Source organism: Streptomyces sp. NPDC050806 (assembly GCF_055586425.1).
In genome coordinates this window covers 430,180-451,699 of record NZ_JBVJIF010000007.1, presented here as the reverse complement: position 1 = coordinate 451,699, position 21,520 = coordinate 430,180, and the positions used below count along the sequence as shown (strand labels likewise).

The following is a 21,520-nucleotide window of genomic DNA, read 5'->3' as shown; positions in this document are numbered from 1 at the left end:
CGTACATCTTTGGTCAGCGCCGGTACGGTCCTCGCGCGGGCCGCGTACTCTGTCCCCCAATCCGTACGCACCTCCATGAAGCGAGCATCCGGCCATGCCCACCTCTTCGGACATGACGACCCACATCGATCCCGCTCTTCTCGACGCGCTGCAACACCAAGTGGCCGTCTTCGCCCGCCGCGCAGAACAGAGCCGGCTCGGCGGTGTCGGGCAGGCGCGCAACTCCATGGACCGCGCCGCCTACCTGCTGCTCAACCGGCTCGACCAGGAGGGCGCGATGGGCGTCAAGGCCCTGGCCGCCGGCATGGGCATCGACTCCTCCACGGTCACCCGCCAGGTCGCGCCGCTGGTCGACGCGGGTCTGGTCACCCGCGCCTCGCACCCCGAGGACGGGCGCGCGGTCGTCCTCCAGCTCTCCGAGCGCGGCCGGGCCCGCCTGGAAGAGGTGCGCGCGTCGCGCCGTGAGCTGATGGCGCTGGTCACAGAGGAGTGGAGCGAGGAGGAGCGCAACGCCTTCACCACGCTCCTGACGCGCTTCAATGCCTCGCTCTCGACGGTGACCGCTTCACTGTCCCCGGGGACGCCGGCTTCCTGAGCCGGTCCCCGCGCGGCCCCGGAGCCGCGCCGCCTGCCGCACGGCTCTTGACCGCCGTGCCCGCGCTGCCGTGCCATGGAGCCATCGCCGGGCCGCCGGGCCCGCGAGGCCCCGGAGCCTGTCCCCGGTCCGGGCCCCCTAGGCAGGAGGCGCTGTGCGAGAGCGGCGGTCTGCTCGGGAGTGCCGTCGCGCCCGGGAGTTCGAGGCGTTCGTCGCGGGCGCGGCAGGCCGTCTGCTGCACACGGCCACGCTGCTGACCGGCGAACCGTCCGGCGGCCCGGCCCCGGCCGCAGAGGAGCTGCTGACCCTCGCGCTCTCCCGTACGTACGCGTCCTGGGACCGGCTGCGCGGCGAGGATCCTTATGACCGCACCCGCCAGGAGCTGGCCGGGCACTTCGCCCGCACGGCCCGGCGCCACCGGCGGCCGCGCGGCGGCCTCCTGGACCGGCTCCCGCCCCAGGAACGGCTGATTCTCGTCCTGCGGCTGTACGAGGGCGTGGCCGAGGAGCAGACCGCGGCCCTGCTGGGCCTGCCCGCCGAGCGGGTGCACGCGCTGTGCCTGCGGGCGGTCGCCGAGATGCGCAGCACCCGGCGCGGCACCGCGCCCCCCGCCGCTTCGCCGGGCGCCGGCGCGGTGCCGCCGTGAGCCCGCCCGACCGCAAGGAGGCCGAGGTGCGGCGGATGCTCGACGGGCCGCACCCCCTCGTCCCGCCCGACCTCGGGCTGCGGGCCTCCGTGCGCGGGCGCCGGCTGCTGCGGTGGCGCCGCCGGCTGGGCCTGGCCGGCTGGCTGCTGCTGTTCCTGGCGGCGGTGGCGTTCACCGTCTGGGCCGTCACCCAGCAGCCGTGGATGCCGCCGCCGACGCATACGACGCCGCCGCTGGAAGGGTGGTGAGGACCGCATCGGCACGGCCGGCCCCCGGGGCGGGCGGCCGGCCGTACCGGTGCGTCTCGTACGTCTAGCCCAGGGCCTGGGTCAGGTCCGCGAGCAGGTCGTCGACGGACTCGATGCCGACCGAGAGGCGGACCAGGTCGGCCGGTACCTCCAGCGCGGAGCCCGCCGCCGAGGCGTGCGTCATCCGGCCGGGGTGCTCGATCAGCGACTCCACGCCGCCCAGCGACTCGCCCAGGGTGAACAGCTGAGCGCGGTTGCAGACGTCGACCGCGGCCTGCTCACCGCCCGCGACCTGGAAGGACACCATGCCGCCGAAGGACCGCATCTGCTTCGCCGCGATCTCGTGCCCCGCGTGGTCGGGCAGGCCCGGGTAGAAGACCTTGGTCACCTTCGGGTGCGCGGTCAGCAGCTCCGCGACCCGCGCCGCGTTGGCGCTGTGCCGGTCCATCCGTACGGCGAGCGTCTTGATGCCGCGCATGACCAGCCAGGCGTCGAACGGCCCGGCGATGGCGCCCATGGCGTTCTGGTGGAAGGTCAGCTCCTCGCCGAGCGCGTCGTCGTTGACGACCAGCGCACCGCCGACCACGTCGGAGTGGCCGCCCATGTACTTGGTCGTGGAGTAGACGACCACGTCGGCGCCGAGCGCGAGCGGCTGCTGGAGGTAGGGGCTGGCGAAGGTGTTGTCGACCACGAGCTTGGCGCCCGCGGTGCGCGCCACGTCGGCGAGGGCCGCGATGTCGGTGATGCCGAGCAGCGGGTTGCTGGGCGTCTCGACCCAGATGGCCTTGGTACGCGGCCGGATCGCCTCCCGTACGGCCTGCGGGTCGGAGGAGGAGGCCACCGACCATTCCACGCCCCAGCGTTCGGCGACCTTGGCGAAGAGGCGGAACGTGCCGCCATAGGCGTCGTCCGGGATGACGACGTGGTCACCGGGGACGAGCAGGGTCCGCAGCAGGCAGTCCTCGGCCGCGAGCCCGGAGGCGAAGGCCAGGCCGCGGCGGCCGCCGTCCAGGGCCGCGAGGTTCTCCTCCAGGGCCGTACGCGTCGGGTTGGCGCTGCGGCTGTACTCGTAGCCGCCGCGCAGGCCGCCGACCCCGTCCTGCTTGTACGTCGAGACCTGGTAAATGGGCACCGATACCGCGCCCGTCGTCCGGTCCGCTTCCTGCCCCGCGTGGATGGCGAGGGTTTCGAAGTGCTGATGGCGCTGTCCGCGCTGATCACTCATGTCTGCCGAGGGTAGTCGCCCCCGGCCCGGCGCACGCCCAGGAACTTTCTGCTTCGCTGGAGAGTGGATACAAGTGGACACACCCACGAGCCACCGACCCGGCCACCGACGAGCCCCGCAAGCCCGACAGCCCGACAAGCCACCGCACCGCCCGCGCCGCCCGGCGCCGCGCGCCTGACGACCCGATCTTGGAAACGACTCCCCATGGACGTACTGCTCCTTCTCCTCGCCCTCCTCGCCTTCGCGGGGATCGTCGCCTATCCCCTGGCACGGCGGCGGCGCGCGCTGCAGCAGGCCGGCCGGGGCATGGCGGCGGCCGCCGACCCGATGGCGGACTACGGCTTCGTCCCCGCCGAGCAGCTGGACGCACGGCTGCCGGGGCCCGACCCGGAGCTGGCGGAGACGCTGGCCGAGATCGCGCGTACGCAGGACTGGCAGCCCGCGTCCCGGCTGCTGGCGGGCACCCCCGAGGGGGACGAGCGGCGGTGGCAGCGCGTACAGACGCTGGCGGGCGCCGCGGCCTTCGCGACGGCGCCCGGACAGGAGGGCGCGCCGGGTTCGCACGCCGACGCACCGGGCGGCTCCCGTGGCGGCATCTGGCTGCGCACCTGGCGCTCCGAGAAGCCCAAGGACTCCGGCGGCGCCCAGACGCACGCGCAGTTCCTCGTGGTCCAGGCGCTGCGCGACCCCGGCTCGCAGGACTTCCGCATGATCCTTGAGGAGGCCCGTACGGTCTGCCACGAGGCGCGGCTGCTGGCCCCCGGCAGCCCGGTCCCGTACATCATCGAGCTGGCCGTGGCCCGCGGGCTGGGCGAGCGCCGCCCCGACTACGAAGAGCTCTGGTCCAAGGTGGTCCAGCGCGCGCCGCACCACATGGGCGCGCACCTCGCCGCGCTGCCGTACTGGTCGGAGAAGTGGCACGGCTCCAAGGAGGACGCCGACGCGTTCACCGAGCGCGCGGCCTCGGGCGCCCCCGCGAAGTCGCTCCTCCCCGCCCTCCCCCTGTTCTCCGTCTTCGACCACCTCCCCGAGGCCAACATGGTCCGCAGCCTCTTCCAGAGCGCGGTGGTCGAGCGCGCCATCGAGGGCGCGCACTACGCGCTGCGCCAGGCCCCCGCCGACCATCCGGTGGCACCGCACGTACGCCACCTCCTGGTCTGGTTCCTCGTCCAGGCGGAGCGGTACGCCGAGGCCATGGAGCAGCTGCGCCACGTCGACGGCCACGTCGGCGCCGTGCCCTGGTCGTACGCCACGCAGCCGGCCGCCGCCTACGCCACCTACCGGGCCCTGGCCGTCGCCGGCTGGGAGTCCCAGGGCGGCACTCCGGCCGCCCTCCCGCCGTCCTGACGCCCGCCCCGGAATCCCCGCCCCGAATTCCCTCCTCGGAATTCCCACTCCACCCGGGACGTTCACGGAACGACGGCCCACCCCCGTCCCGCCCTCTCCCCCGGAGCCTGATCGCGATGCTGTTCTCCCGCTTCAAGAACCACCTCCCCTCCGCCGAGGAGGCGCTGAAGGGCCGCTCCGAGCCGGAGTTCACGGTCCCCGAGCGCCATACCGTCCTGGGCAACGCCCTGCTCGGGCCGTATCCGGAAGGGCTTGAGGTGGCCGACTTCGGCCTGGGCTGCTTCTGGGGCGCCGAGCGGAAGTTCTGGCAGACCGACGGCGTGTGGACCACCCTCGTCGGCTACCAGGGCGGCCACACCCCGAACCCCTCGTACGAAGAGGTCTGCAGCGGCCACACCGGCCACACCGAGGCGGTCCGCGTCGTCTTCGACCCGTCGAAGGTCTCCTACGCCACCCTCCTCAAGGTCTTCTGGGAGTCCCACGACCCGACCCAGGGCTTCCGCCAGGGCAACGACGTCGGCACCCAGTACCGCTCCGCGATCTACACCCACTCCCCCGCCCAGCAGCAGGCCGCCGAGACCTCCCGAGACGCCTACCAGAAGGTCCTCACCGGCTCCGGCTACGGCGACATCACCACCGAACTCCTCCCCGCGGGCCCCTTCTACCCCGCCGAGCCCTACCACCAGCAGTACCTCGACAAAAACCCCGCCGGCTACTGCGGCATCGGCGGCACGGGCGTCTCCTGCCCGGTGGGGGTGGCTCGGACGGAGGGCTGACGGACGGCGACCGCCGACGCCGGCGATCCCGCCTTATTACTCAATAGCGGGCACCGGATAGGCGATCCAACTCTGCACTGAACATGACGATAAAGGGCCCCATAAGGGGCCTCGATGTCAGCTGACAGCTCAGGACGCTCCATTGGTAGGGTCAGTGCCCGCCGTCCATGTCGGCTGCGGCTTCCATGCGGCGAGTTTGGCGAACCACGGGCCTTACCACCGAGGGAGAGCACCACTCCATGTCGGAACAAGCACATCAGGGCGCTTTTCGCGATCCGGATACCCTGCGAGCATGGCGCAGAGCAAGGCGCCAAGTCCTGTGGTCGTTGATCCTGCTGACCATCGCGACCTTTGTGCTCGTGGTTCTTGCCGTGGAGGTTGGCGGCGATGCGACCATGCTCATGTACCTGTACTGCCTTCTGGCCGCCCCGCCGGTGCTGTGGATTGCTGCGCTCTCGCGCCGTCAGGACCAACTGAAAGGCATGAAGCGGGTCCTGGAGACCTACCCCTGGCAAGACGTCACACCCACGCCCGTCCGCATGCCAAAAACGGGCGACTCGGGACACAGGGCCCAACACAAGCGCCTTCACGTCCCCAATCCCGACGAGCCGGGGAAGAACATTGCGGTGATTGCCCGGCGGTCCACACCGGGATTGAAATGGCGTCGCGTGCTGAACAAGGCGTCCGAGCATGGGTTTCAGTTCGCAGGCGACCCGCGATTCGGCGGCGTGGTCGCGCTGCGCGGGCGACCGGATTACTTGATCGCCGTGCTGCCGCGGCACGAATTCCTGAACGTTCAAGGCCGCCCGAAAGGCGTGAGCGAAGCCGCCTGGCATCGGGCCAGGTCTGCCTGGATCAGCGGTGAACCCATCACAGAGGAATTGGCCCGAGAATTCGATCGCAAAGGTGGCCGCAATGCCTGAGTTCCGCTTCACCGTGCACCCCGGCCAGGACGACATCACCGATGGCATGTTCATGGGCCACCTCGACGTGGTGGGCAGTTCGGGGCAGATTACGACACGGGAAAGCAAGTCTGCCGAGGGCGGCCCCGGCCTGCTCGTGTTCCAAGTACTGCTCGATCTGCTCGACGGGGTGGGGAAGATCATCGAGCGTGGGCGCGGAACGTATCGGCACAACTTCATGGTCACGGTGACGTTCAAGCTCAAGAGAGACGGGACCATGGTGATCAGCCGTTGGGGAAAAACGATCGACGAATCCCCATCGAAGGCAGTTGCACACGCACTACTGCTGGCAGGCCAAGAGGTGGCAAGGACTCACCTCCCGCGCATCAGTGGGCCGACCGATGTCGCGGAGGTCGCGGAGGACGGCAGTCTCGAGTACCGCGACTACCGTCCCCGCACCGAACAAGCATTGGCTCGATTCGAAGCCATTGCAGGGTGATTCAGCGGAGAGGCCTGGCCGCCAACAGGCCGGGACTGTAAGCCAACCCCTTGCCGCCGGCCCCGCTGGCCGTATCGGCGAGAAGGGTATTCGAATCGAAGGATTGCCCGAAGACCACCGAGTTGAACGTTGCCTTGCCGATACTGGTAGCCAGGCCTGCCGTGGTGCCGATCACGACCTGCGTCCCGAGACTGCCCTTGCCGGCGTAGTCCATGCTGATCCTGCCGTACTCGCTCTGGCTCCAATTGGTCAGCGGAGTCTTGTTGAGGAGGCCGGGCGCCTTCTCGAATCCCTTCTCGACCGCGGAGCCGGCTCCGACACCGATTGCGGAGCCGGCGAGGTTCATCTTCCAGTTCTTCTGGACTCGGTCCACTCCGCCGTTCATAAAGTCCGTGGCAGTGCTCTTGGCTTCTAGCTTGCCGAACGCAAAGGCGGCCTTCCTGGCACCCTTCAGTTCCGAGCCGGCACGCCAGACCTTCATCACGCCGGACATCTTCCGTTCGATCTTTGCCACCCGCACCGCCGTCTTCATGCCGCCCAGCAGCTTGCCCGCCTTGGCCACCATGGCGATCTTGCCCACTACCGGGATGCAGTCGAGCACGGCAAAGGCCAGGTCGCCCCAACCCGCCTTTCCCTGGGCGACCTTTTTGATGGTATCGGCCAAGACGATCAGTGCCGCGGCGAGGAAGATGGCCACCAGCCAGCCACCGCTGACGAAGAGGAGCACGAGTCCCACAATGGCCACAAAGATCTTGCAGGCGGTGACGATGGCGTCCCAGTGATCGGCGATGAAGTCGCCGACCTTTTCGTACCACTTCTTGTTCTGGATGCCGGCGTCCGACGCCGCCTCGACATCGCGCACGAAGTCGTCGGTGGCCTTGCTGTGATCCTTGCCCGCGTTCTCGGCTTTCGTCTTCAGCTCAGCGAGCTGCGTATGAAGGCTGTCCACCTGGCCTTGCGCAGCGTCCTTCTGTCCATTGGCGTACGAGGCGTCACGTGTCGCCTGCCGCACCTTCGCCGAGTCCGGTGGCGGCGGGTCTCCGGAGCCGGGCTTGTGCACGCGCTTCTTCGCTTCTGACGCCCGGTCGGCTGCCGAGGAAGCGTTGTGAAGGCGGTGTTCGGCCGACTTCAGTTCACCGCGAAGCGTGCGGGCCTTGGACAGCGCACTGTCCGCTTCCGACTGCGCCATATCCATTTTGTGCGCGTACGACAGCAAGGCTTCGGCCAGCTTGCTGTAACTCGCGTGAAGCTTGTCCAGCTGTCCCGGCAGTTTGTCGAGGTTTTCCTTGAAGGAGTCCATGGCCTTGCCGACCGCTTCGGCGAGGACGGAGTCCTTGGAGGCCGTCTTGAGCCCTCGACGCACCTCGTCGATGTCCTGGACGAACGTCTTGTACGTCCGACCCTGACTCTGCAGCTCGAGATGGTCTCCGGGGGTCGGGTCGCCTGGGAGGTCCAGGTTGTGCCAGTCCGTTGGGCGTGCCATGTCCGTCTCTCAGCTCGGCGTTTCGCGGTCGGGCTCCGCAAAGACGAAGCTGAATGTGTCGGTGATGGCGCCGAAGAGCTCCAACATCGGCTCCACCAGAGCGAGCTGCGGGGTACTCGCGCTGATCACGGCGACTTTGGGATTGTTCCCGGGATAAGGGACAAGGGTCTGCATCATCACCGCGCGGTAACTGCGGCTGTCGTTCGGCACCTCGATCTCCTCGATGCCCTCGCTGCGGGCGGCCGCACCGGCGTCCGGCAGCTCGACGAGGCTCACCCGGCGCCACACGTCGGTGGGCCGCGGGCCTGGGGGAATCGGGTTGAAGGTGGCGAGCAGGGTGTCCAAACGGGTCTTGGCCAGCGTTCCGGTCCGTTTGTCCTCGGCCTGCGAAACGCTCACCGTCAAGTTCGCCGTCATCGGCTCGCCGTCGATGATCTCCATCATGGAACCGGCGTAGACGACATTCGCGTCGCGCGCCTCCGCGGCCGCCCTGCGCAGCATCTTCTTCAGTGTCGAACGGTGTTCGGCGAGTTCCGGCCGTTCCTTGATCCGGGCCGCGACTGCCTCCCGGATGGACGTGTCGACCGTCGCCGGATGAATGTCGAACTCGTACCAGGAACTGGGGACGAGGATGTGCAGCCCGAGCACCTCGCGAGCCGCCGCGGCGGAAGTCCCAGTCGAGACCGTCGAATTACCTTCAAGAGGCTCACTCACTTGCGCCCCTTTTCGAGCTGATTCTTGAGGTCCAGGTCGAGCTTGGTGAATTTCTCCACGATTTCGCCGGCCTGCTTCGCCACGGCGTCCACGCCGTTGTCGATCTCCTTGCGGCCGTCCTTCCAGCCGTCCAGGAAGCCCTGCAGCGCGTCAAAGGCCCGACTTGCTCCGAGTTCGTCGTGACCCAGCTGGCGTTTGAAGTTGCCGGTGTCATCCATGCGCCGCTTGATCGAGCGCAGTTGACTCGCCAGATGCCCCAGCCCGGCGAGACTGATGGCGAGTTTCCCCTCTGACCCCATGTCTGGTTTTCCCCCAAAATCGCGATCTCGACCTATCTGTTACGCGAGAGATCGCGTGTGCCGCCAGAATCTTAAACAACCGTAAGACATGGAGCGATTGAAGTGTTGGGCGCCCGTGCAGCCGCTCCTGACAACCGATGCATCGGCGCACTCACGGTTTCGCGGCAGGCATGCTCACCCCAGCCGTCGTTGAGCCTCGAACTCGCCGGAAGCGGGCTGGGACGGGGCCATATGCGTGGGCTTCAACTGCCCGGCAACAGTGACTCAGGCAGAGGGGTGAGGGGTGGGGCTTCCCTCGGGGGTCAGGATTGCTTCGGGTGGGGTGTGGTGGTCGTGGAGGGCGTGGTAGCGGGCGCCGAGGGTGTCGGCGGCTTCTTGGGTTTTGGGCGGGGCCGTGAGGGTGATGGCGGCTACGTGGATGCCGTGCGGGGTGAGTTCGGCGTGGAGTGAGCGGGCGTAGTTGCGCAGGGCGGCCATGGCGAGGCCGGCGTTGGCCTCGGACGGTGCTGCGGTGGTCGCCGCGGGGCCCGTGGTCATCAGGAACGTGCCGGAACCGCGCGCGAGCATGTCCGGGAGCACCTGGCCCACGGCCGTGATCGCGCCCAGGACGTAGAGGTCGAACTGGGCGGCGGCCGCGGCGGCGGTGGTCTGGGCCGCGTGGGTGACCGGGCCGGACGGGCCCGGGCCGTAGTCCAGGACGTCGGGCGGGCCCAGTGTCTCGGTCGCCTGCGCGAGCGCCGCGGCGAGCGCGTCCCGGTCACGGATGTCGGCGGGGAACGCGGCCGCGGGAATATCCAGCCCGGCCAGCTCGGCGACCTGGGTGTCCAGCCGGTCCTTCGTACGGGCGATGAGGGCGACGCGAAAGCCCCTGCGTCCGAAGGCGCGGGCCACGCCCATGCCCCGCCCCGGTCCGGCACCGACCACCACGAGAGTCCTGGCCACCGCTGCTCCTCTCCGCGCCGGCGGGAGACCCGGAACTGCCACGGCCGCGCCGGCTGATCACTTGTCGAGTGCGCCTCTTTTGTGTGCCCACGCGCACGCCTCCGTACGCGTCCTCACGGGCGATAGGGCTCGGTGGCCGCCGCGGTGGGCGGAACGGTGGGGGAAGAGGTGGGCAGCGCGGTGGGCAGCTCCGGCGTACGCGGGGCGGGCGTGGGCCGGACGGAGGTCGGCGAGGCGGACGTGCGCCCGTGGGGCGTGGGCCCGTCGGACGTGGGCGAGGGCGAGGCGGAGCTCGATGGGGCCGAGGACTCCGGGATGGGGCGGACGCCCGTGCCGTCACCCCGGCAGGCCGTCAGGGACATCGCGGCCGCGGCGAGCACCGACGCCAGGACGGCGCGGCGGGCGCGTGCGCCCGCACGGGAGCGGCCGCGGGAGCCGGTGACAGGGGTGACGGTGATCGGCATGGCGGCAGGATGTCCGGGCGGCTTGGTGATCCACTAACGTCTCACTAACGCCCGGAGCGAGCAGGGCAGTTGGCCGGTACGAGCGGACGGGCGTACCGGCCGCGTGTCACGGCTTGCGGGCCACCAGGGCGTACTGGGCGACCTCCGGCGGTTCGGCGGGGGTGCCGTCGAGGGCCGGGTCCGGGCGCCAGCGGGTGCAGGAGACGAGGCCGGGCGGGAGAAGGTCCAGGCCGGCGGCGAAGCCGGCGATCTCCGCACCGGTGCGGGCCGTGATCGGCGGGGTGGCGTTCTCGTTCCAGAAGCGCATGGCCTCGGTGTTGCCCGCGCCGCCCAGTTCGAGGGTGGGGTGGGTGAGGACGAGGTGGCTGCCGGACGGCACGGCGGCGAGCAGCCGGTCCACGGTCCGCTGCGCCCGCTCGGTGTCCACGATGAAGTTGAGGATGCCGAGGAACATGATCGCGACGGGCCGGCCGAAGTCCAGGGTGCGGGCGGCCGCGTGCAGGATCGCGTCCGGGTCGTGCGCGTCGGCGTCGATGTAGTCGGTGACTCCGCCGGGCGCGCTGGTGAGCAGCGCGCGGGCGTGGGTGAGCACGATGGGGTCGTTGTCGACGTAGACCACGCGGGCGTCGGGCGCCACGCGCTGGGCGACCTCGTGGGTGTTGTCGGCGGTGGGCAGGCCGGTCCCGATGTCGAGGAACTGCCGGATGCCTTCCTCACCCGCGAGGTGGCGCACCGCGCGGCCGAGGAAGGCCCGGTCGGCGCGGGCCACGTCGCCGATGCTCGGGTACAGGCCGGTGACGTGGTCGCCGACCTGCCGGTCGACGGCGTAGTTGTCCTTGCCGCCGAGCCAGTGGTTCCAGACCCGTGCGTTGTGCGCGACCCCGGTGTTGATCCGGGACCCCGTCTCCGCGTGCCCGCCGTCCGTCATGTCCGTACCCCTCCCGGCCGGTACCGGTCCGCACCGGCCATCGGTAAGTGACGTTACCAGTGGGGAAGTTGGGGATGGAGGGGAAGTAGGGGCCAGTGGGTGCGATGGGAAGCCTGTGGCCAATGAGGTCGACGGCCACCAGGACTCCCGGGGCCAGGAGCCGCTACGACTCGTCAGGGTTCAGGCGGGCGCGGTCCGCCGCTGCGTAGCCCTGGTACAGGCCGTCCGCGTCGCGTACGCCGCGCATCCGTACGGCCGTGGTCTCGGGGAAGAGTGCGCCGGTGCGTTCCTGGACCGCGAGGTCCCGCGCGGCGAGCACCGGCAGCAGGTCGGGCGCCTCCTCTGCGGCCTCGGCGGTGACGTGTCCGGCCGCGTCGGTGAGCCGGTCACGGATGCGGGAGGCGTATCCGGCGAGGAAGGACTGGCGGAAGTCCTTGGTGCGGCGGGATCTGCCGCGGGTGTGCTGCGCGTCTGCGGCCCGGTGCATGGCCGTGGTGGCCTGCACGAGGAGCGAGGTGTAGAGCAGCTCGGCGGCGTCCAGGTCGGGCGTGAAGCCGACGAGGGTGGTGAAGGCGGCCTCCGGGGACCAGATGGCCTGGCAGCGGTTGGCGACGGCCACCGCGTCCAGCAGCAGCGCCTTGGTGCTCTCGTACGGGCCGTCGACACCGATACGGAGGGTGTCCGGGCCGTCGGCGGAGGCGGCGCCCGCGAGCAGCGCCTCGGAGACGCTGTGCCGGGCCATCAGCTCCTGGGCCTTGGCGGAGAGCGCCTCGGCCTCGTCGGGGAAGTCGGTGGACTCGGCCTTGGCGAGCAGGCCGCGGATGCGCCCGAGGACGCGGGGCTCGCCGGCGGCCGGGCCGGAGCCGGGAGCCGTGCCGGAGCCGGGAGCCGTGCCGGAGCCGGGAGCCGTGCGTGCCGCGGCCGGCCGGGCGCCCGGTTCGCCGGGCAGCGGGCCGGACGGCGTGATCCGGGGCAGCCGGCCGAGGACGCGCAGCGCCTCCAGGACGTCGCAGAGCGTCTCGAAGCGGGTGGCGCGGCGGCGCCGGGCCAGCGCGTCCAGGTAGCCGCCGTCGTCCGGCCACCAGGCCTCGGCGCCCGCCTCGCGCAGCTGGCCGGCCCAGCGGGGCGGCAGGCCGTCGGCGGGGTAGCGGCGGATCTCCGCGGCGACGAGGTCCGCGGCGAGGCCGGTGTCGGCGTCCGCGCGCCGTACGAGCCGTACCAGGTCGGCGGGGTGCCAGCCGCCCTCCCAGCAGCCGCGTACGACCGCCGCGGCGGCGGCCAGCAGCGCCCGGCTCACGACCTCGGGGCCCGCCGGGTCGGCGCTCAGCACCGAGGCACCGGTCTCGACGGCGTCCTCGGCGTCCCGGCCGTCGGCGGCGTACCGGACCGTGCCGAGCACGCGTGCCACGGCCTCCGCCGCCGCGTTCCCGGCCGTCTTCTCCCGGCGCCCGCCGCGCCCCGTGTCCTTGTCACCCACCGGGTCACTGTACGTACGCGTACGGTGCGGCGCGGACGGCGACGGGCGGCACCCGGACACCGGTCCGGAGTGCCGCCCGCGTACGGCCGGGGAAGCCGTCAGGTCTTCGGCCGCCGGGGCCCGTGCGGACACACGGCCCCCGGCGAGGTCCTCAGGTCGGCCGGGTCACTGGAGGGCACTGCCCGCCTTCCACTGCGACCAGTCCATGTTCCAGCCGTTCAGGCCGTTGTCGGGCTGGATGGTCTTGTCCGGGGAGTTCTTCATGACGACCACGTCACCGAGGAGGGAGTGGTCGTAGAACCAGGCGCCGTCGGTCTTGTCGTTCTTGGCGCCCTTGGCGTCCGCAAGGCCGATGCAGCCGTGGCTGGTGTTGGCCTTTCCGAAGATGCCCTTGCCCCAGTAGTTGCCGTGGATGAAGGTGCCGGAGTCCGACAGCCGCATGGCGTGCGGGACGTCGGGGATGTCGTACTCGCCCTTGCCGTCCTTCTTCTTGAAGCCGACCGTCGAGCCGTCCATGCGGGTCTGCTCGAACTTCTCGGAGACCACCAGCTGACCGTTGTAGGTCGGGTTCTCCTTGCCGCCGGCCGAGATCGGGATCTGCTTGACCGTCTTCCCGTCGCGCTGGACGGTCATCTGATGGGTCTTGGCGTCGACGGTGCTCACCTGGGAGCGGCCCACGTCGAAGCTGACGGTCTTGTCCTGGATGCCCTGCACGCCGGGCGACGCCTCGGCGCCGTCCAGGTCGAGGTCCATGCTGACCTTCGTACCGGCCTTCCAGTACTCCTCCGGGCGGAAGTCCAGACGGGTGTCGCTGAACCAGTGGCCGACGACCTTCTGGTTGCTGCTCGCCGCGACCTTGATCTTCGACTCGATGGCGGCCTTGTTCTTGACCGGCTTGTCGAACTTGAGGGAGACCGGCATGCCGACGCCGACGGTCGAGCCGTCCTCGGGCGTGAAGTTGGCGATGAAGCTGTTGGTGGGCGAGACGGTGGTGAAGGTGGAGTTCTCCACCGCCTTGCGGCCCTTGGAGTCCTCGGCATGCGCGGTGATCTTGTACTGCGTCGAGCGCTGCAGCGGGGACTGCGGCTTCCAGGACTTGCCGTCGGCCGCGAGGGTGCCGGCCACCTTCTCCTTGGTGGCGAGGGAGGTCATCGTCACGTCGGTCAGCTTGCCGTGGGCGACGGTGACCTTGGTGTCGCTGTTGATGCCCGCGTTGGCGGCGCCGCTCTTCGGAGCGATCTTGATCGTGGCGTCCGAGGCGTCCTTGGCCGCCGCGCGGTCGACCTGCTCCTGCTTCTCGTGCTTCTCGGGCGGCCCCGAGCCGCCGCTGTCGCCGCTCGCCTTGCCACCGCCGCCGCAGGCCGCGAGCGTCAGCGCACCGCCGAGCAGCGCAGCGGTGGCTATGAAGCCCTTGCGGCGCTTGCTGTCCGTCATCAGTTACTTCTCCATTGCTACGGAACCTGAGGTCCTCCCCGAGCAATCCGGGCACACTTGGTCCCGGTCGCTCCCATGATGAACGCCTGTTCCCTATTTGCCGTTCCATGCACGGGAAAGTGTGGGAAAGGACACCTCAGGTTCCGCATCCGTGGAGGCGGACGTCACACGTCTTCGTCGTCCCCTGTGTCGCCCAGTTCCCACTCCTCCGCGTCGGGGTCGTAGTCGGTCTCCTCGCTCGTCCACGACGCCTGGGCGAGCTCGACGCCGGGTACGTCGTTGACCAGGTCGAAGGGGTCGATGAGGTGCGCGACGGCCTCGGCCGGCTCGCCCTGCACCGCCTCCCGCGCGTAGCTGCGCTCCTGGTCGGTCATGTGTTCCTCGCCACTGATACCGTCGAGGGCCGCGCCGGTCAGCAGGTCGGGCTCCGTGATCTCCATGACCAGCTCGACGCGCAGGCGGACAAACCGTGATGTGTCACCGTTGCTCATGCCACGGAGCGTAAGCACGTCAGGGCCCTGGCTTCCCCGCGACCCGCGGCTGTTACTAACATCTGCGTAACGGCCAACGCGCCGAGCCGTGAAGGGGGATCGTTCCGTGACCGCACGCCGACCACTGGTGACTGCAGCTGCGGCGGGCTCGGTGCTGATCGCGCTGTGTTTCGTCCCGTCGGCCAACGCCTCGGTCGAGCAGCACACCGGCAGCCGGCAGGCCGCCGCCGTCCACGCGGTCGGCCAGGACGCGCCCGCCGGACCGGGCACGGCGGCCGGGAGCGGCACCGCCACCGGCGAGCGGGCGCGGGCCGTAACGGACACGCAGACCGTCGGCACGGACGGCGCGCAGGGCGCCGACGAGGTCCGGCTCGCCGACTCCGGCTCGATCGACACCACCCCGTACGCCGTCGGCGGCACGGCCTTCCTCGGCATCGGGGCCGCCCTGGTCACCCTCGCCGTGCGTCGGTCGCGGGGCGAGATGGCCTGAGGGGCCGGTAGGCGGCCCGAGGAGCCGGTAGACGGTCTGGGGAGTCAGCAGACCGCCTAAGGAGCCGGAGGACGGCTGAGCAGCCGGTAAGCGGCCTGAGGGGTCGGCGGGCAGCCTGAGGAGTCGGTAGGCGGCCCGAGGAGCCGGAAGACGGCTGAGGAGCCCGGCGGACAGTCCGAGCAACCGGCAGACCGCCTGCGGGGCGGAGGCCGCCGGGCGGGCGCGGCGACGCCGCAGCGCTTACGGGGCGATTCGAACGGTCACGTCCCCCCAGCAGGGGGTTACCCGAAAGGCGGCGGCGAAGAACCTCCGCCGCCGCCCCGGAGCGGCGTCCGCTCGCCTCAGGCCAGCTCCCCCGTGACCGGCTCCACTGCCGCGATCAGCTTGCCGCTTCGTACGAACTCGTACGCCGCCGCCAGGTCGGGTGCGAGGAAACGGTCCTCCCCCGGGCCCTGGACGCCTTCGGCCCGTGCCGCCGCCAGTACCGCACGGGTGGCCGGGGACGGCGTCAGCCCGTCCCGCATCTCCACCGCGCGGGCCGCTGCGTACAGCTCGACGGCGACGACCCGGGTCAGGTTGTCGACCGCGGTCCGCAGCTTGCGCGCCGCCGACCAGCCCATCGAGACGTGGTCCTCCTGCATGGCGGAGGACGGGATGGAGTCCACCGAGGCCGGGGCCGCGAGCCGCTTCATCTCGCTGACCAGCGCGGCCTGCGTGTACTGGGCGATCATCAGCCCGGAGTCCACGCCCGGGTCACCGGCGAGGAAGGCGGGCAGGCCGTGCGAGCGGTTCTTGTCCAGCAGCCGGTCCGTACGGCGCTCGGCGACCGAGCCGAGGTCGGCGGCGGCGATGGCGAGGAAGTCCAGCACGTAGGCGACCGGAGCGCCGTGGAAGTTGCCGTTGGACTCCACCCGGCCGTCCTCCAGGACGACGGGGTTGTCGACGGCGGCGGCCAGCTCGCGCTCGGCGACCAGCCGGGCGTGCGCCAGGGTGTCCCGGCCGGCGCCCGCGACCTGCGGGGCGCAGCGCACGGAGTACGCGTCCTGGACGCGCGGGGCATCGTCCTGGTGGTGACCGGTCAGCTCGGAGCCGGCCAGCACCTTCAGCATGTTGGCGGCCGAGGCGGCCTGGCCCGGGTGCGGGCGGATGGCGTGCAGCTCGGGCGCGAGGACCTTGTCCGTACCGAGCAGCGCCTCCAGGGAGAGGGCCGCGGTGATGTCGGCGGAGGTGAAGAGCCGGGCCAGGTCGGCGCAGGCCATCACGAGCATGCCGAGCATGCCGTCGGTGCCGTTCAGGAGGGCCAGGCCCTCCTTCTCGCGCAGCTCGACGGGCTCGATCCCGTGGGCGGCCAGCAGCTCGCCGGAGGGGCGTACGACGCCGTCCGGGCCCTCGGCCTCGCCCTCTCCCATCAGGGTCAGCGCGCAGTGCGAGAGCGGCGCGAGGTCGCCGGAGCAGCCGAGCGAGCCGTATTCGTGGACGACGGGGGTGATGCCCGCGTTCAGCAGCTTCGCCATCGCCGCCACGACCAGGGGACGGACGCCCGTACGGCCCGAGGCGAGGGTCTTCAGGCGCAGGAACATCAGCGCGCGGACCACCTCGCGCTCGACGCGCGGGCCCATGCCGGCCGCGTGCGAGCGGACGATGTTGCGCTGGAGCTGGGCACGCAGCTCGGGGCTGATGTGCCGCACGGCGAGCGCGCCGAAGCCGGTGGAGACGCCGTAGACCGGGTCCGGCTTGGCGGCGAGGTCGTCGATGAAGGCGCGGGAGGCGGCGACGGCGGCGAGCGCGTCGGCGGACACCTCGACGCGGGCGGCGCCGCGCGCCACGTCGATGACGTCCTGGGCGGTCGTGCCGGTCGGGTCCAGCACCACGGTGTGCATATCCATATTCAGGCACCCTAGAGAGTGAAAGCACGGATGTCATCAGCGGGGTACGGGAGCACCCCTTACCCCGCGGGACGCGTACGGCCCGGCCGGCGCCGCCGTACCCCGCTCAGCGGCGGAAACGCCGGCGCTCGCCACCCGCGGCCGTCGGGCCCTGCTCGGCAGCGTCGGCCATGCGGACGACCGGATCGTCCGCGCCACCGTTCCGGCCCGCCACCACCGGACCCGGCGAACGGGCGCCCTTGGCCCGGTACTGCGCGGCGTCCGCGAGCCGGAAGAGGCGGCGCGCCGACGGCACCGGGCCGATCGGATCGCCGGTCGAGGCGACGCCGACCGCCACCCCCTCGCCGAGGTCCAACGCGCCCGCACGGCGGCACAGTTCCGCCGCGACCCGCACCACGTCGTCGGCCGGCGGCCCGGCCGCCACCAGACAGAACTCGTCGCCGCCCAGCCGGGCCGCGAGGGCACCCGGCAGTATCGCGCCGCACAGCGACAGCACCGAGCCGAACCGCTCCAGCAGGCGGTCGCCCGCGGTGTGCCCCTGGGTGTCGTTCACCCGCTTCAGCCCGTTGAGGTCGCAGATCACCAGGCTGACGACCGTGCCGTCGGCGCGGTGCCGCTCCAGCGCCTCGTCCAGCCGCATGTCGACCGCGCGCCGGTTGGCCAGCCCGGTCAGCGCGTCGGTGAAAGCCAGCCGGCGGGCTTCGGCCAGCCGCTCGGTCTGGGCGATGCCGGCCGCCGCGACCGCGGCCAGCACGGTCGCGAAGGCCGCGTCGTCCCGGCCGAAGACCGGCGCCCCCCGCGGCCTGGCGACGTACAGCTCCCCCCACGCCCGGCCGTGCAGCACCAGGGGCGCCACCACGCAGCTGCCCCGGCCGCGGCGGCGCAGCGCGGCCACTCTCCCCCGGTCACTGCCCTGTCTGCCGTATCCGCCCGCCTCCTGGGGCCCGTCGGCGGTCTCCACCCACGCCTCGGGCTCGCCGCCGCCCGCCCACCGCTCGTGCAGGAAGCCGACGATCTCGGGGAACTCGTGCACCGGGTAGGACTCGTCGTCCGGGTACTCCTGCTCGCCGTCGGTCAGGTCACCGACGTTGACCAGCACCCGGAGCCGGCCGCGCTGGCGCTCCCACACGGAGACCGCGGCGAAGGAGCCGCCCAGCGCCCGGCACGCGCCGTACGCGGCGGCCCTGGCCGACTCCCTGGGCTGGTGCGCTGCGGCCATGGACTGGGCGAGCGCCACGACGGCCCGCAGCCGGGCGTCGCACCCGTACTCGCCACCGCCCACCGCTTCGCCCGTCACCGGCCCTCACACTCCGTCACCGTCGGCGCGCCCTGACCTTACAGAGTAGGAAGGTATGGCGGGTTTCGCCCTTTATAGGGTGACGGAGAGTGCGGCTCAGGCCGGTGGCCGCTCCCCGAGCCGCGGCGCGGGCCGGTGCGGGCCCGGCGTCACTCCCCCGGCCAGTCCGGGGTCCGCTTCTCGTTGAAGGCCGCCACACCCTCGGCCCGGTCGCCGGAGAAGGCGACGCTGCGCCAGGCACCGTCCTCCAGGTCCAGCCCGGTACGCAGGTCCAGGCCGTGCCCCAGCCGCATCGCGCGCTTGGCGGCGCGCAGCCCGACGGGCGAGTTGCGGGCGATCCGCGCGGCCAGCTCCAGCGCCTCCGTGCGGTCCTCGCCCGCGCCGGCCAGCTGGTCGACCAGGCCCAGCCCGGCGGCCTCGGCGGCCTCGACGCGGCGCGCGGTGAAGACCAGCTCGGCCGCGCGGGCCGCGCCCACCCGGCGCGGCAGCAGCTGCGTACCGCCACCGCCGGGGATCACGCCGACCGAGACCTCGGGCAGGCCCACCACGGCGGTGGGGTCGGCCACGATCAGGTCGCAGGAGAGCGCCAGCTCGAAGCCGCCGCCCAGCGCGAAGCCGTGCACCGCCGCGATGGTGGGCATCGGCAGCTCCAGCACACCGGTGTAGGCGGCGCGGGTGTACGGGCGCTGGCGCATCAGGTCGGCGTCGGTGAAGGAGTTGCGCTCCTTGAGGTCGGCGCCGACGCAGAAGGCCCGGTCGTGGGTGGAGGTGAGCACGACGGCGCGTACGGAGCGGTCGACGGCGAGCGCGTCGCAGGCGGCGGTGAGGGAGCGGGCCATGGCCGTCGAGACGGCGTTCATGGCCTTGGGGCGGTCCATGGCCAGTTCGGCGACGTGGTCGCCGTGGCGGATGACTGCCACGTGATCGCCGTAACGCTCTTCGTGCTGGTCGCCCATGGGGCCACACCCCTCCCGGTTAACGGTCGCTTACACGCGATCGTAACCGGGAGGGAAAGGTGCCCCGGTCCCGCCCCTTCCCGCTGCGACATCAGCGGCTCCGCCGCGGGCGGGGCTCCGCCCCGGGCCCCGGTCCTCAGACGTCGGACCGGCCTGATTTTCTCGGCTCACGCCTCGTCAGGAGCCAGGGCTCGACGACGCCCAGGCCACGGACCGGGCGCTGCCACATCGGCTGGAGGGCGAAGCGGTACGTGGGGACCGGCCCCTCGCCCTCCTTCTCCGCCGCTGCCGCCTCGGCCTCGGAGACCGGTGCGTCGCCGTTCCGGCTCAGCTCCTCGGCGAACGCCTCGTCGACCAGGACGGTGTCCTTGGGGGCTATGGAGGTGAGCCGGCTGGCCAGGTTCACGGTGTTGCCGAAGACGTCGCCCATGCGGGTCGTGACCGTGCCGAAGGCGATGCCGACCCGCAGTTCGGGCATGGTCTCGTCGTTGGCCATGGTCTCGATGAGGCGCAGCCCGATCTCGGCGGCGGTGCCCGCGTCGTCAGCGGAGTACAGCACCTCGTCGCCCAGGGTCTTGATGAGCCGGCCGCCGTGCGCGGCGACCAGGTCGGCGGCCGTGGTCTCGAAGGCCTCGACCAGCTCGCCCAGTTCCTCCTCCTCCAGGCGGCGGGTGAGGCGGGTGAAGCCGACCAGGTCGGCGAAGCCGACGGCGAGCCGCCGGTCGACCATCTCGGCGTCGTCCTGGGCCTGGACCACCCGGCCCGTCGAGGCGGCGAGCTGCCGGCGCCAGACGTAGACCAGGAACTCCTCCAGCTCGGGCAGGAGCAGCTCGACCAGCGGGTAGGTGATCTCCGTACGGGTCAGGCCGGAGTCCTGGGGTTCGGTGAGGCCCTCCAGGAAGGAGTCGATCTGCCAGTCGGCGAGCCGGGCGGTGGTCTGTCCGGTCGAGCGGGCCACCTGCACCGCCATCGCCTCGCTCAGCAGCCCGGCCTCCACCAGACCGGAGAGCCGGCGCAGCGCCAGGACGTCGGCCTCGGTGAGCGCCTTGACCTGGCCGATGTCCGCGAAGCCCATCGCCCGCCAGAAGCGGGAAGCCAGCTCCATGGAGACGCCGGCGCTGCGGGCCGCCTGGAACGGGGTGTAGCGCCGCTCGGAGCCGAGGATGAGCTGTTCCAGGCGGAGGGCGATGGTGTCGTCGCCGGACTCCCCGTCGGAGCCGTCGGCGGCTTCGGCGTCACGCGGTACCGCTTCCGCGTCGCGCGGCGATGCGCCCGAGTCGTCGAGGGTCACCGCGCCCTCCTCTTCCGATCCCTGCGCACTGCCCTTCCGATCACTGCTCGCCCGCGGCCCGCTGCCGGACCGATCGCGTCAACGATACGGCAGGTGTGCTCTGGCTCACTCTCACATTCCACACATAACGCACCATTCGCATGTGTGGAATGTCGTCAACAGCCACCCACCGCCTCCGGTGGCCCCGCTCGGGGCCCGGCCCCGCCCGGCAGGGCCTTCCGGTCCCGGCCGGCCCGCTCACCCCGCCGGCCGCAGATGGACGATGTCACCCGCCGAGACCGGCCGCTGCACCCCGTCCCCGGTGGCCAGCACCAGCCGTCCGTCGCCGTCCACGGCGACCGCCTCGCCGCGGATCTCCTGGTCGCCCGGGAGCAGCGCCCGGACGGTGCGGCCGAGCGTCGCGCAGCCCGCCGCGTACGCCTCCTGGAGCCCGGCGGCCGCCGGGTCGCCGCCGGCCGCCCGCCAGTCGCCGTACCACTGCTCCAGCGAACGCAGTACGGCCCGCAGCAGCGGATCGCGGTCGGTGCCCTGCGCCCCGGCCAGGGCGAGCGAGCCGGCCGTCGGCACCGGCAGCTCGTCGGCGCGCAGCGAAACGTTCAGGCCGATGCCGAGCACGACGCCGCCGCCGGCCGCCTCGGCGAGGATGCCGCCCGCCTTGCGCTCCTCGCCGTCCACAGTGATCAGGAGGTCGTTGGGCCACTTCAGCGCCGTGTCCACGCCGGCCGCGCGGGCGAGCGCGGTGGCGGTGGCCACCCCGGCCAGCAGCGGCAGCCAGCCCCAGCGCGCCGAGGGAACGTCGGGCTCCAGGTACACGGAGAAGAAGAGCCCGGAGCGCGGCGGCGCCGACCACGTGCGGTCCAGCCGGCCGCGGGCCGCCGACTGCTCCTCCGCGACGAGCACGCTGCCCGCCGCCGCCTCGCCCTTGGCCGCGCGGGCCGCCAGGTCGGTGTTGGTGGAGCCGGTGGCCTGGACCACGTCCAGGGCGGTCCACAGGGAGCCGGGGCGGACGAGCGCCTTGCGCAGCGCCGTCGCGTTCAGCGGAGGACGGTCGAGGTCGGTCCACCGGCCGCCACGGTCCTTGTCTGAGTTATCGGGGTTTACGGGCGGTTGAGGCGTCATGGTGCCCAGCC

General features: G+C 71.7%; 23 protein-coding genes. 8 read left to right on the top strand and 15 right to left on the bottom strand.

Going from position 1 to position 21,520, the window contains the following annotated elements; genetic code table 11:
• Positions 1 to 94 precede the first annotated feature (94 nt).
• The 3 genes from ACZ6WH_RS24145 (at position 95) to ACZ6WH_RS24135 (ending at position 1,489) form a co-directional block, all read left to right on the top strand.
• Positions 95 to 595: a MarR family winged helix-turn-helix transcriptional regulator gene (locus tag ACZ6WH_RS24145; protein WP_432858294.1), complete on the top strand. Its 501-nt coding sequence runs from the start codon at positions 95 to 97 to the stop codon at positions 593 to 595.
• Positions 596 to 749: 154 nt separating this feature from the next.
• Positions 750 to 1,241 (top strand): sigma factor-like helix-turn-helix DNA-binding protein, encoded by a 492-nt coding sequence (locus tag ACZ6WH_RS24140; protein ID WP_432858292.1) that lies wholly within the window; start codon positions 750 to 752, stop codon positions 1,239 to 1,241.
• Positions 1,238 to 1,489, top strand: coding sequence for a hypothetical protein (locus tag ACZ6WH_RS24135; protein ID WP_469730471.1), 252 nt, complete (start codon positions 1,238 to 1,240; stop codon positions 1,487 to 1,489). Before ACZ6WH_RS24140 ends, ACZ6WH_RS24135 begins: the two co-directional genes overlap by 4 nt.
• Positions 1,490 to 1,553: 64 nt before the next feature.
• Here ACZ6WH_RS24135 and ACZ6WH_RS24130 read toward each other — a convergent pair whose 3' ends face one another.
• Positions 1,554 to 2,714, bottom strand: a complete 1,161-nt coding sequence (locus tag ACZ6WH_RS24130) for a cystathionine gamma-synthase (protein WP_361568075.1) — start codon at positions 2,712 to 2,714, stop codon at positions 1,554 to 1,556.
• A 204-nt stretch (positions 2,715 to 2,918) separates the two neighbouring features.
• Between ACZ6WH_RS24130 and ACZ6WH_RS24125 the strand changes: the two genes are divergently transcribed.
• The 4 genes from ACZ6WH_RS24125 to ACZ6WH_RS24110 all read left to right on the top strand — a co-directional run bounded on the left by ACZ6WH_RS24125 (position 2,919) and on the right by ACZ6WH_RS24110 (position 6,238).
• The gene (locus ACZ6WH_RS24125) at positions 2,919 to 4,061 is read left to right on the top strand and encodes a hypothetical protein (protein ID WP_469730469.1); all 1,143 of its coding nucleotides are present in this window, start codon (positions 2,919 to 2,921) and stop codon (positions 4,059 to 4,061) included.
• Positions 4,062 to 4,177: 116 nt separating this feature from the next.
• Positions 4,178 to 4,837 carry a peptide-methionine (S)-S-oxide reductase MsrA gene (gene msrA / locus ACZ6WH_RS24120; protein WP_469730467.1) on the top strand — a complete coding sequence of 220 codons (660 nt, stop codon included), beginning with the start codon at positions 4,178 to 4,180 and terminating at the stop codon, positions 4,835 to 4,837.
• A 239-nt stretch (positions 4,838 to 5,076) separates the two neighbouring features.
• Positions 5,077 to 5,760 carry a hypothetical protein gene (locus tag ACZ6WH_RS24115; protein WP_469730466.1) on the top strand — a complete coding sequence of 228 codons (684 nt, stop codon included), beginning with the start codon at positions 5,077 to 5,079 and terminating at the stop codon, positions 5,758 to 5,760.
• Entirely contained in the window at positions 5,753 to 6,238 is a 486-nt protein-coding gene (locus ACZ6WH_RS24110) for a hypothetical protein (RefSeq protein WP_469730464.1), read from the top strand. The genes ACZ6WH_RS24115 and ACZ6WH_RS24110 overlap by 8 nt, the downstream gene beginning before the upstream one ends.
• 1 nt (position 6,239) lies before the next feature.
• Here the strand turns inward: ACZ6WH_RS24110 and ACZ6WH_RS24105 are convergent, their stop codons facing one another.
• The 9 genes from ACZ6WH_RS24105 to ACZ6WH_RS24065 form a co-directional block, all read right to left on the bottom strand.
• A complete protein-coding gene (locus ACZ6WH_RS24105; protein WP_469730462.1) occupies positions 6,240 to 7,721 on the bottom strand; it encodes a putative T7SS-secreted protein in 1,482 nt (493 codons plus the stop codon).
• 9 nt (positions 7,722 to 7,730) lie between these two features.
• Positions 7,731 to 8,435: a hypothetical protein gene (locus tag ACZ6WH_RS24100; RefSeq protein WP_469730460.1), complete on the bottom strand. Its 705-nt coding sequence runs from the start codon at positions 8,433 to 8,435 to the stop codon at positions 7,731 to 7,733.
• Entirely contained in the window at positions 8,432 to 8,734 is a 303-nt protein-coding gene (locus tag ACZ6WH_RS24095; RefSeq protein WP_399719042.1) for a hypothetical protein, read from the bottom strand. Before ACZ6WH_RS24095 ends, ACZ6WH_RS24100 begins: the two co-directional genes overlap by 4 nt.
• A 264-nt stretch (positions 8,735 to 8,998) precedes the next feature.
• A complete protein-coding gene (locus ACZ6WH_RS24090; RefSeq protein ID WP_469730458.1) occupies positions 8,999 to 9,676 on the bottom strand; it encodes an SDR family NAD(P)-dependent oxidoreductase in 678 nt (225 codons plus the stop codon).
• 113 nt (positions 9,677 to 9,789) lie between these two features.
• On the bottom strand, positions 9,790 to 10,140 hold the full coding sequence (locus ACZ6WH_RS24085; protein WP_469730456.1) for a hypothetical protein: 351 nt from the start codon (positions 10,138 to 10,140) through the stop codon (positions 9,790 to 9,792).
• Between the two features lie 106 nt (positions 10,141 to 10,246).
• A complete protein-coding gene (locus tag ACZ6WH_RS24080; RefSeq protein WP_469730454.1) occupies positions 10,247 to 11,068 on the bottom strand; it encodes an SAM-dependent methyltransferase in 822 nt (273 codons plus the stop codon).
• Between the two features lie 163 nt (positions 11,069 to 11,231).
• Complete coding sequence (locus tag ACZ6WH_RS24075) at positions 11,232 to 12,545, bottom strand: DUF2786 domain-containing protein (RefSeq protein ID WP_469730452.1); 1,314 nt, start codon at positions 12,543 to 12,545, stop codon at positions 11,232 to 11,234.
• 165 nt (positions 12,546 to 12,710) lie between these two features.
• On the bottom strand, positions 12,711 to 13,979 hold the full coding sequence (locus ACZ6WH_RS24070; RefSeq protein WP_469730450.1) for a L,D-transpeptidase: 1,269 nt from the start codon (positions 13,977 to 13,979) through the stop codon (positions 12,711 to 12,713).
• A 164-nt stretch (positions 13,980 to 14,143) separates the two neighbouring features.
• Positions 14,144 to 14,470 carry a hypothetical protein gene (locus tag ACZ6WH_RS24065; protein ID WP_361568040.1) on the bottom strand — a complete coding sequence of 109 codons (327 nt, stop codon included), beginning with the start codon at positions 14,468 to 14,470 and terminating at the stop codon, positions 14,144 to 14,146.
• 106 nt (positions 14,471 to 14,576) lie between these two features.
• On the opposite strand from ACZ6WH_RS24065, the gene ACZ6WH_RS24060 reads away from it, so the two are divergent.
• Complete coding sequence (locus ACZ6WH_RS24060; protein ID WP_469730448.1) at positions 14,577 to 14,960, top strand: hypothetical protein; 384 nt, start codon at positions 14,577 to 14,579, stop codon at positions 14,958 to 14,960.
• Positions 14,961 to 15,301: 341 nt separating this feature from the next.
• Here ACZ6WH_RS24060 and hutH read toward each other — a convergent pair whose 3' ends face one another.
• From hutH to ACZ6WH_RS24035, 5 genes are all read right to left on the bottom strand, one after another.
• Positions 15,302 to 16,840 carry a histidine ammonia-lyase gene (hutH, locus tag ACZ6WH_RS24055; protein WP_469730696.1) on the bottom strand — a complete coding sequence of 513 codons (1,539 nt, stop codon included), beginning with the start codon at positions 16,838 to 16,840 and terminating at the stop codon, positions 15,302 to 15,304.
• 112 nt (positions 16,841 to 16,952) lie between these two features.
• Positions 16,953 to 18,065 (bottom strand): GGDEF domain-containing protein, encoded by a 1,113-nt coding sequence (locus tag ACZ6WH_RS24050; RefSeq protein WP_469730694.1) that lies wholly within the window; start codon positions 18,063 to 18,065, stop codon positions 16,953 to 16,955.
• A 227-nt stretch (positions 18,066 to 18,292) separates the two neighbouring features.
• A complete protein-coding gene (locus ACZ6WH_RS24045) occupies positions 18,293 to 19,099 on the bottom strand; it encodes an enoyl-CoA hydratase/isomerase family protein (RefSeq protein ID WP_469730446.1) in 807 nt (268 codons plus the stop codon).
• A gap of 136 nt (positions 19,100 to 19,235) precedes the next feature.
• Positions 19,236 to 20,390, bottom strand: coding sequence for an adenylate/guanylate cyclase domain-containing protein (locus tag ACZ6WH_RS24040; RefSeq protein WP_469730444.1), 1,155 nt, complete (start codon positions 20,388 to 20,390; stop codon positions 19,236 to 19,238).
• A gap of 237 nt (positions 20,391 to 20,627) precedes the next feature.
• On the bottom strand, positions 20,628 to 21,509 hold the full coding sequence (locus ACZ6WH_RS24035) for a biotin--[acetyl-CoA-carboxylase] ligase (protein ID WP_469730442.1): 882 nt from the start codon (positions 21,507 to 21,509) through the stop codon (positions 20,628 to 20,630).
• Positions 21,510 to 21,520 lie beyond the last annotated feature (11 nt).

Excerpts from the sequence above, each read along its gene's own strand:
- ACZ6WH_RS24065 (WP_361568040.1), bottom strand. The coding sequence starts at position 14,470 with ATGAGCAACGGTGACACATCACGGTTTGTCCGCCTGCGCGTCGAGCTG.
- ACZ6WH_RS24070 (WP_469730450.1), bottom strand. The coding sequence starts at position 13,979 with ATGACGGACAGCAAGCGCCGCAAGGGCTTCATAGCCACCGCTGCGCTG.
- msrA (WP_469730467.1), top strand. The coding sequence starts at position 4,178 with ATGCTGTTCTCCCGCTTCAAGAACCACCTCCCCTCCGCCGAGGAGGCG.
- ACZ6WH_RS24125 (WP_469730469.1), top strand. The coding sequence starts at position 2,919 with ATGGACGTACTGCTCCTTCTCCTCGCCCTCCTCGCCTTCGCGGGGATC.
- ACZ6WH_RS24095 (WP_399719042.1), bottom strand. The coding sequence starts at position 8,734 with ATGGGGTCAGAGGGGAAACTCGCCATCAGTCTCGCCGGGCTGGGGCAT.
- ACZ6WH_RS24085 (WP_469730456.1), bottom strand. The coding sequence starts at position 10,140 with ATGCCGATCACCGTCACCCCTGTCACCGGCTCCCGCGGCCGCTCCCGT.
- ACZ6WH_RS24050 (WP_469730694.1), bottom strand. The coding sequence starts at position 18,065 with ATGGCCGCAGCGCACCAGCCCAGGGAGTCGGCCAGGGCCGCCGCGTAC.
- ACZ6WH_RS24145 (WP_432858294.1), top strand. The coding sequence starts at position 95 with ATGCCCACCTCTTCGGACATGACGACCCACATCGATCCCGCTCTTCTC.
- ACZ6WH_RS24115 (WP_469730466.1), top strand. The coding sequence starts at position 5,077 with ATGTCGGAACAAGCACATCAGGGCGCTTTTCGCGATCCGGATACCCTG.
- ACZ6WH_RS24035 (WP_469730442.1), bottom strand. The coding sequence starts at position 21,509 with ATGACGCCTCAACCGCCCGTAAACCCCGATAACTCAGACAAGGACCGT.
- ACZ6WH_RS24105 (WP_469730462.1), bottom strand. The coding sequence starts at position 7,721 with ATGGCACGCCCAACGGACTGGCACAACCTGGACCTCCCAGGCGACCCG.
- hutH (WP_469730696.1), bottom strand. The coding sequence starts at position 16,840 with ATGCACACCGTGGTGCTGGACCCGACCGGCACGACCGCCCAGGACGTC.
- ACZ6WH_RS24130 (WP_361568075.1), bottom strand. The coding sequence starts at position 2,714 with ATGAGTGATCAGCGCGGACAGCGCCATCAGCACTTCGAAACCCTCGCC.
- ACZ6WH_RS24045 (WP_469730446.1), bottom strand. The coding sequence starts at position 19,099 with ATGGGCGACCAGCACGAAGAGCGTTACGGCGATCACGTGGCAGTCATC.
- ACZ6WH_RS24110 (WP_469730464.1), top strand. The coding sequence starts at position 5,753 with ATGCCTGAGTTCCGCTTCACCGTGCACCCCGGCCAGGACGACATCACC.
- ACZ6WH_RS24080 (WP_469730454.1), bottom strand. The coding sequence starts at position 11,068 with ATGACGGACGGCGGGCACGCGGAGACGGGGTCCCGGATCAACACCGGG.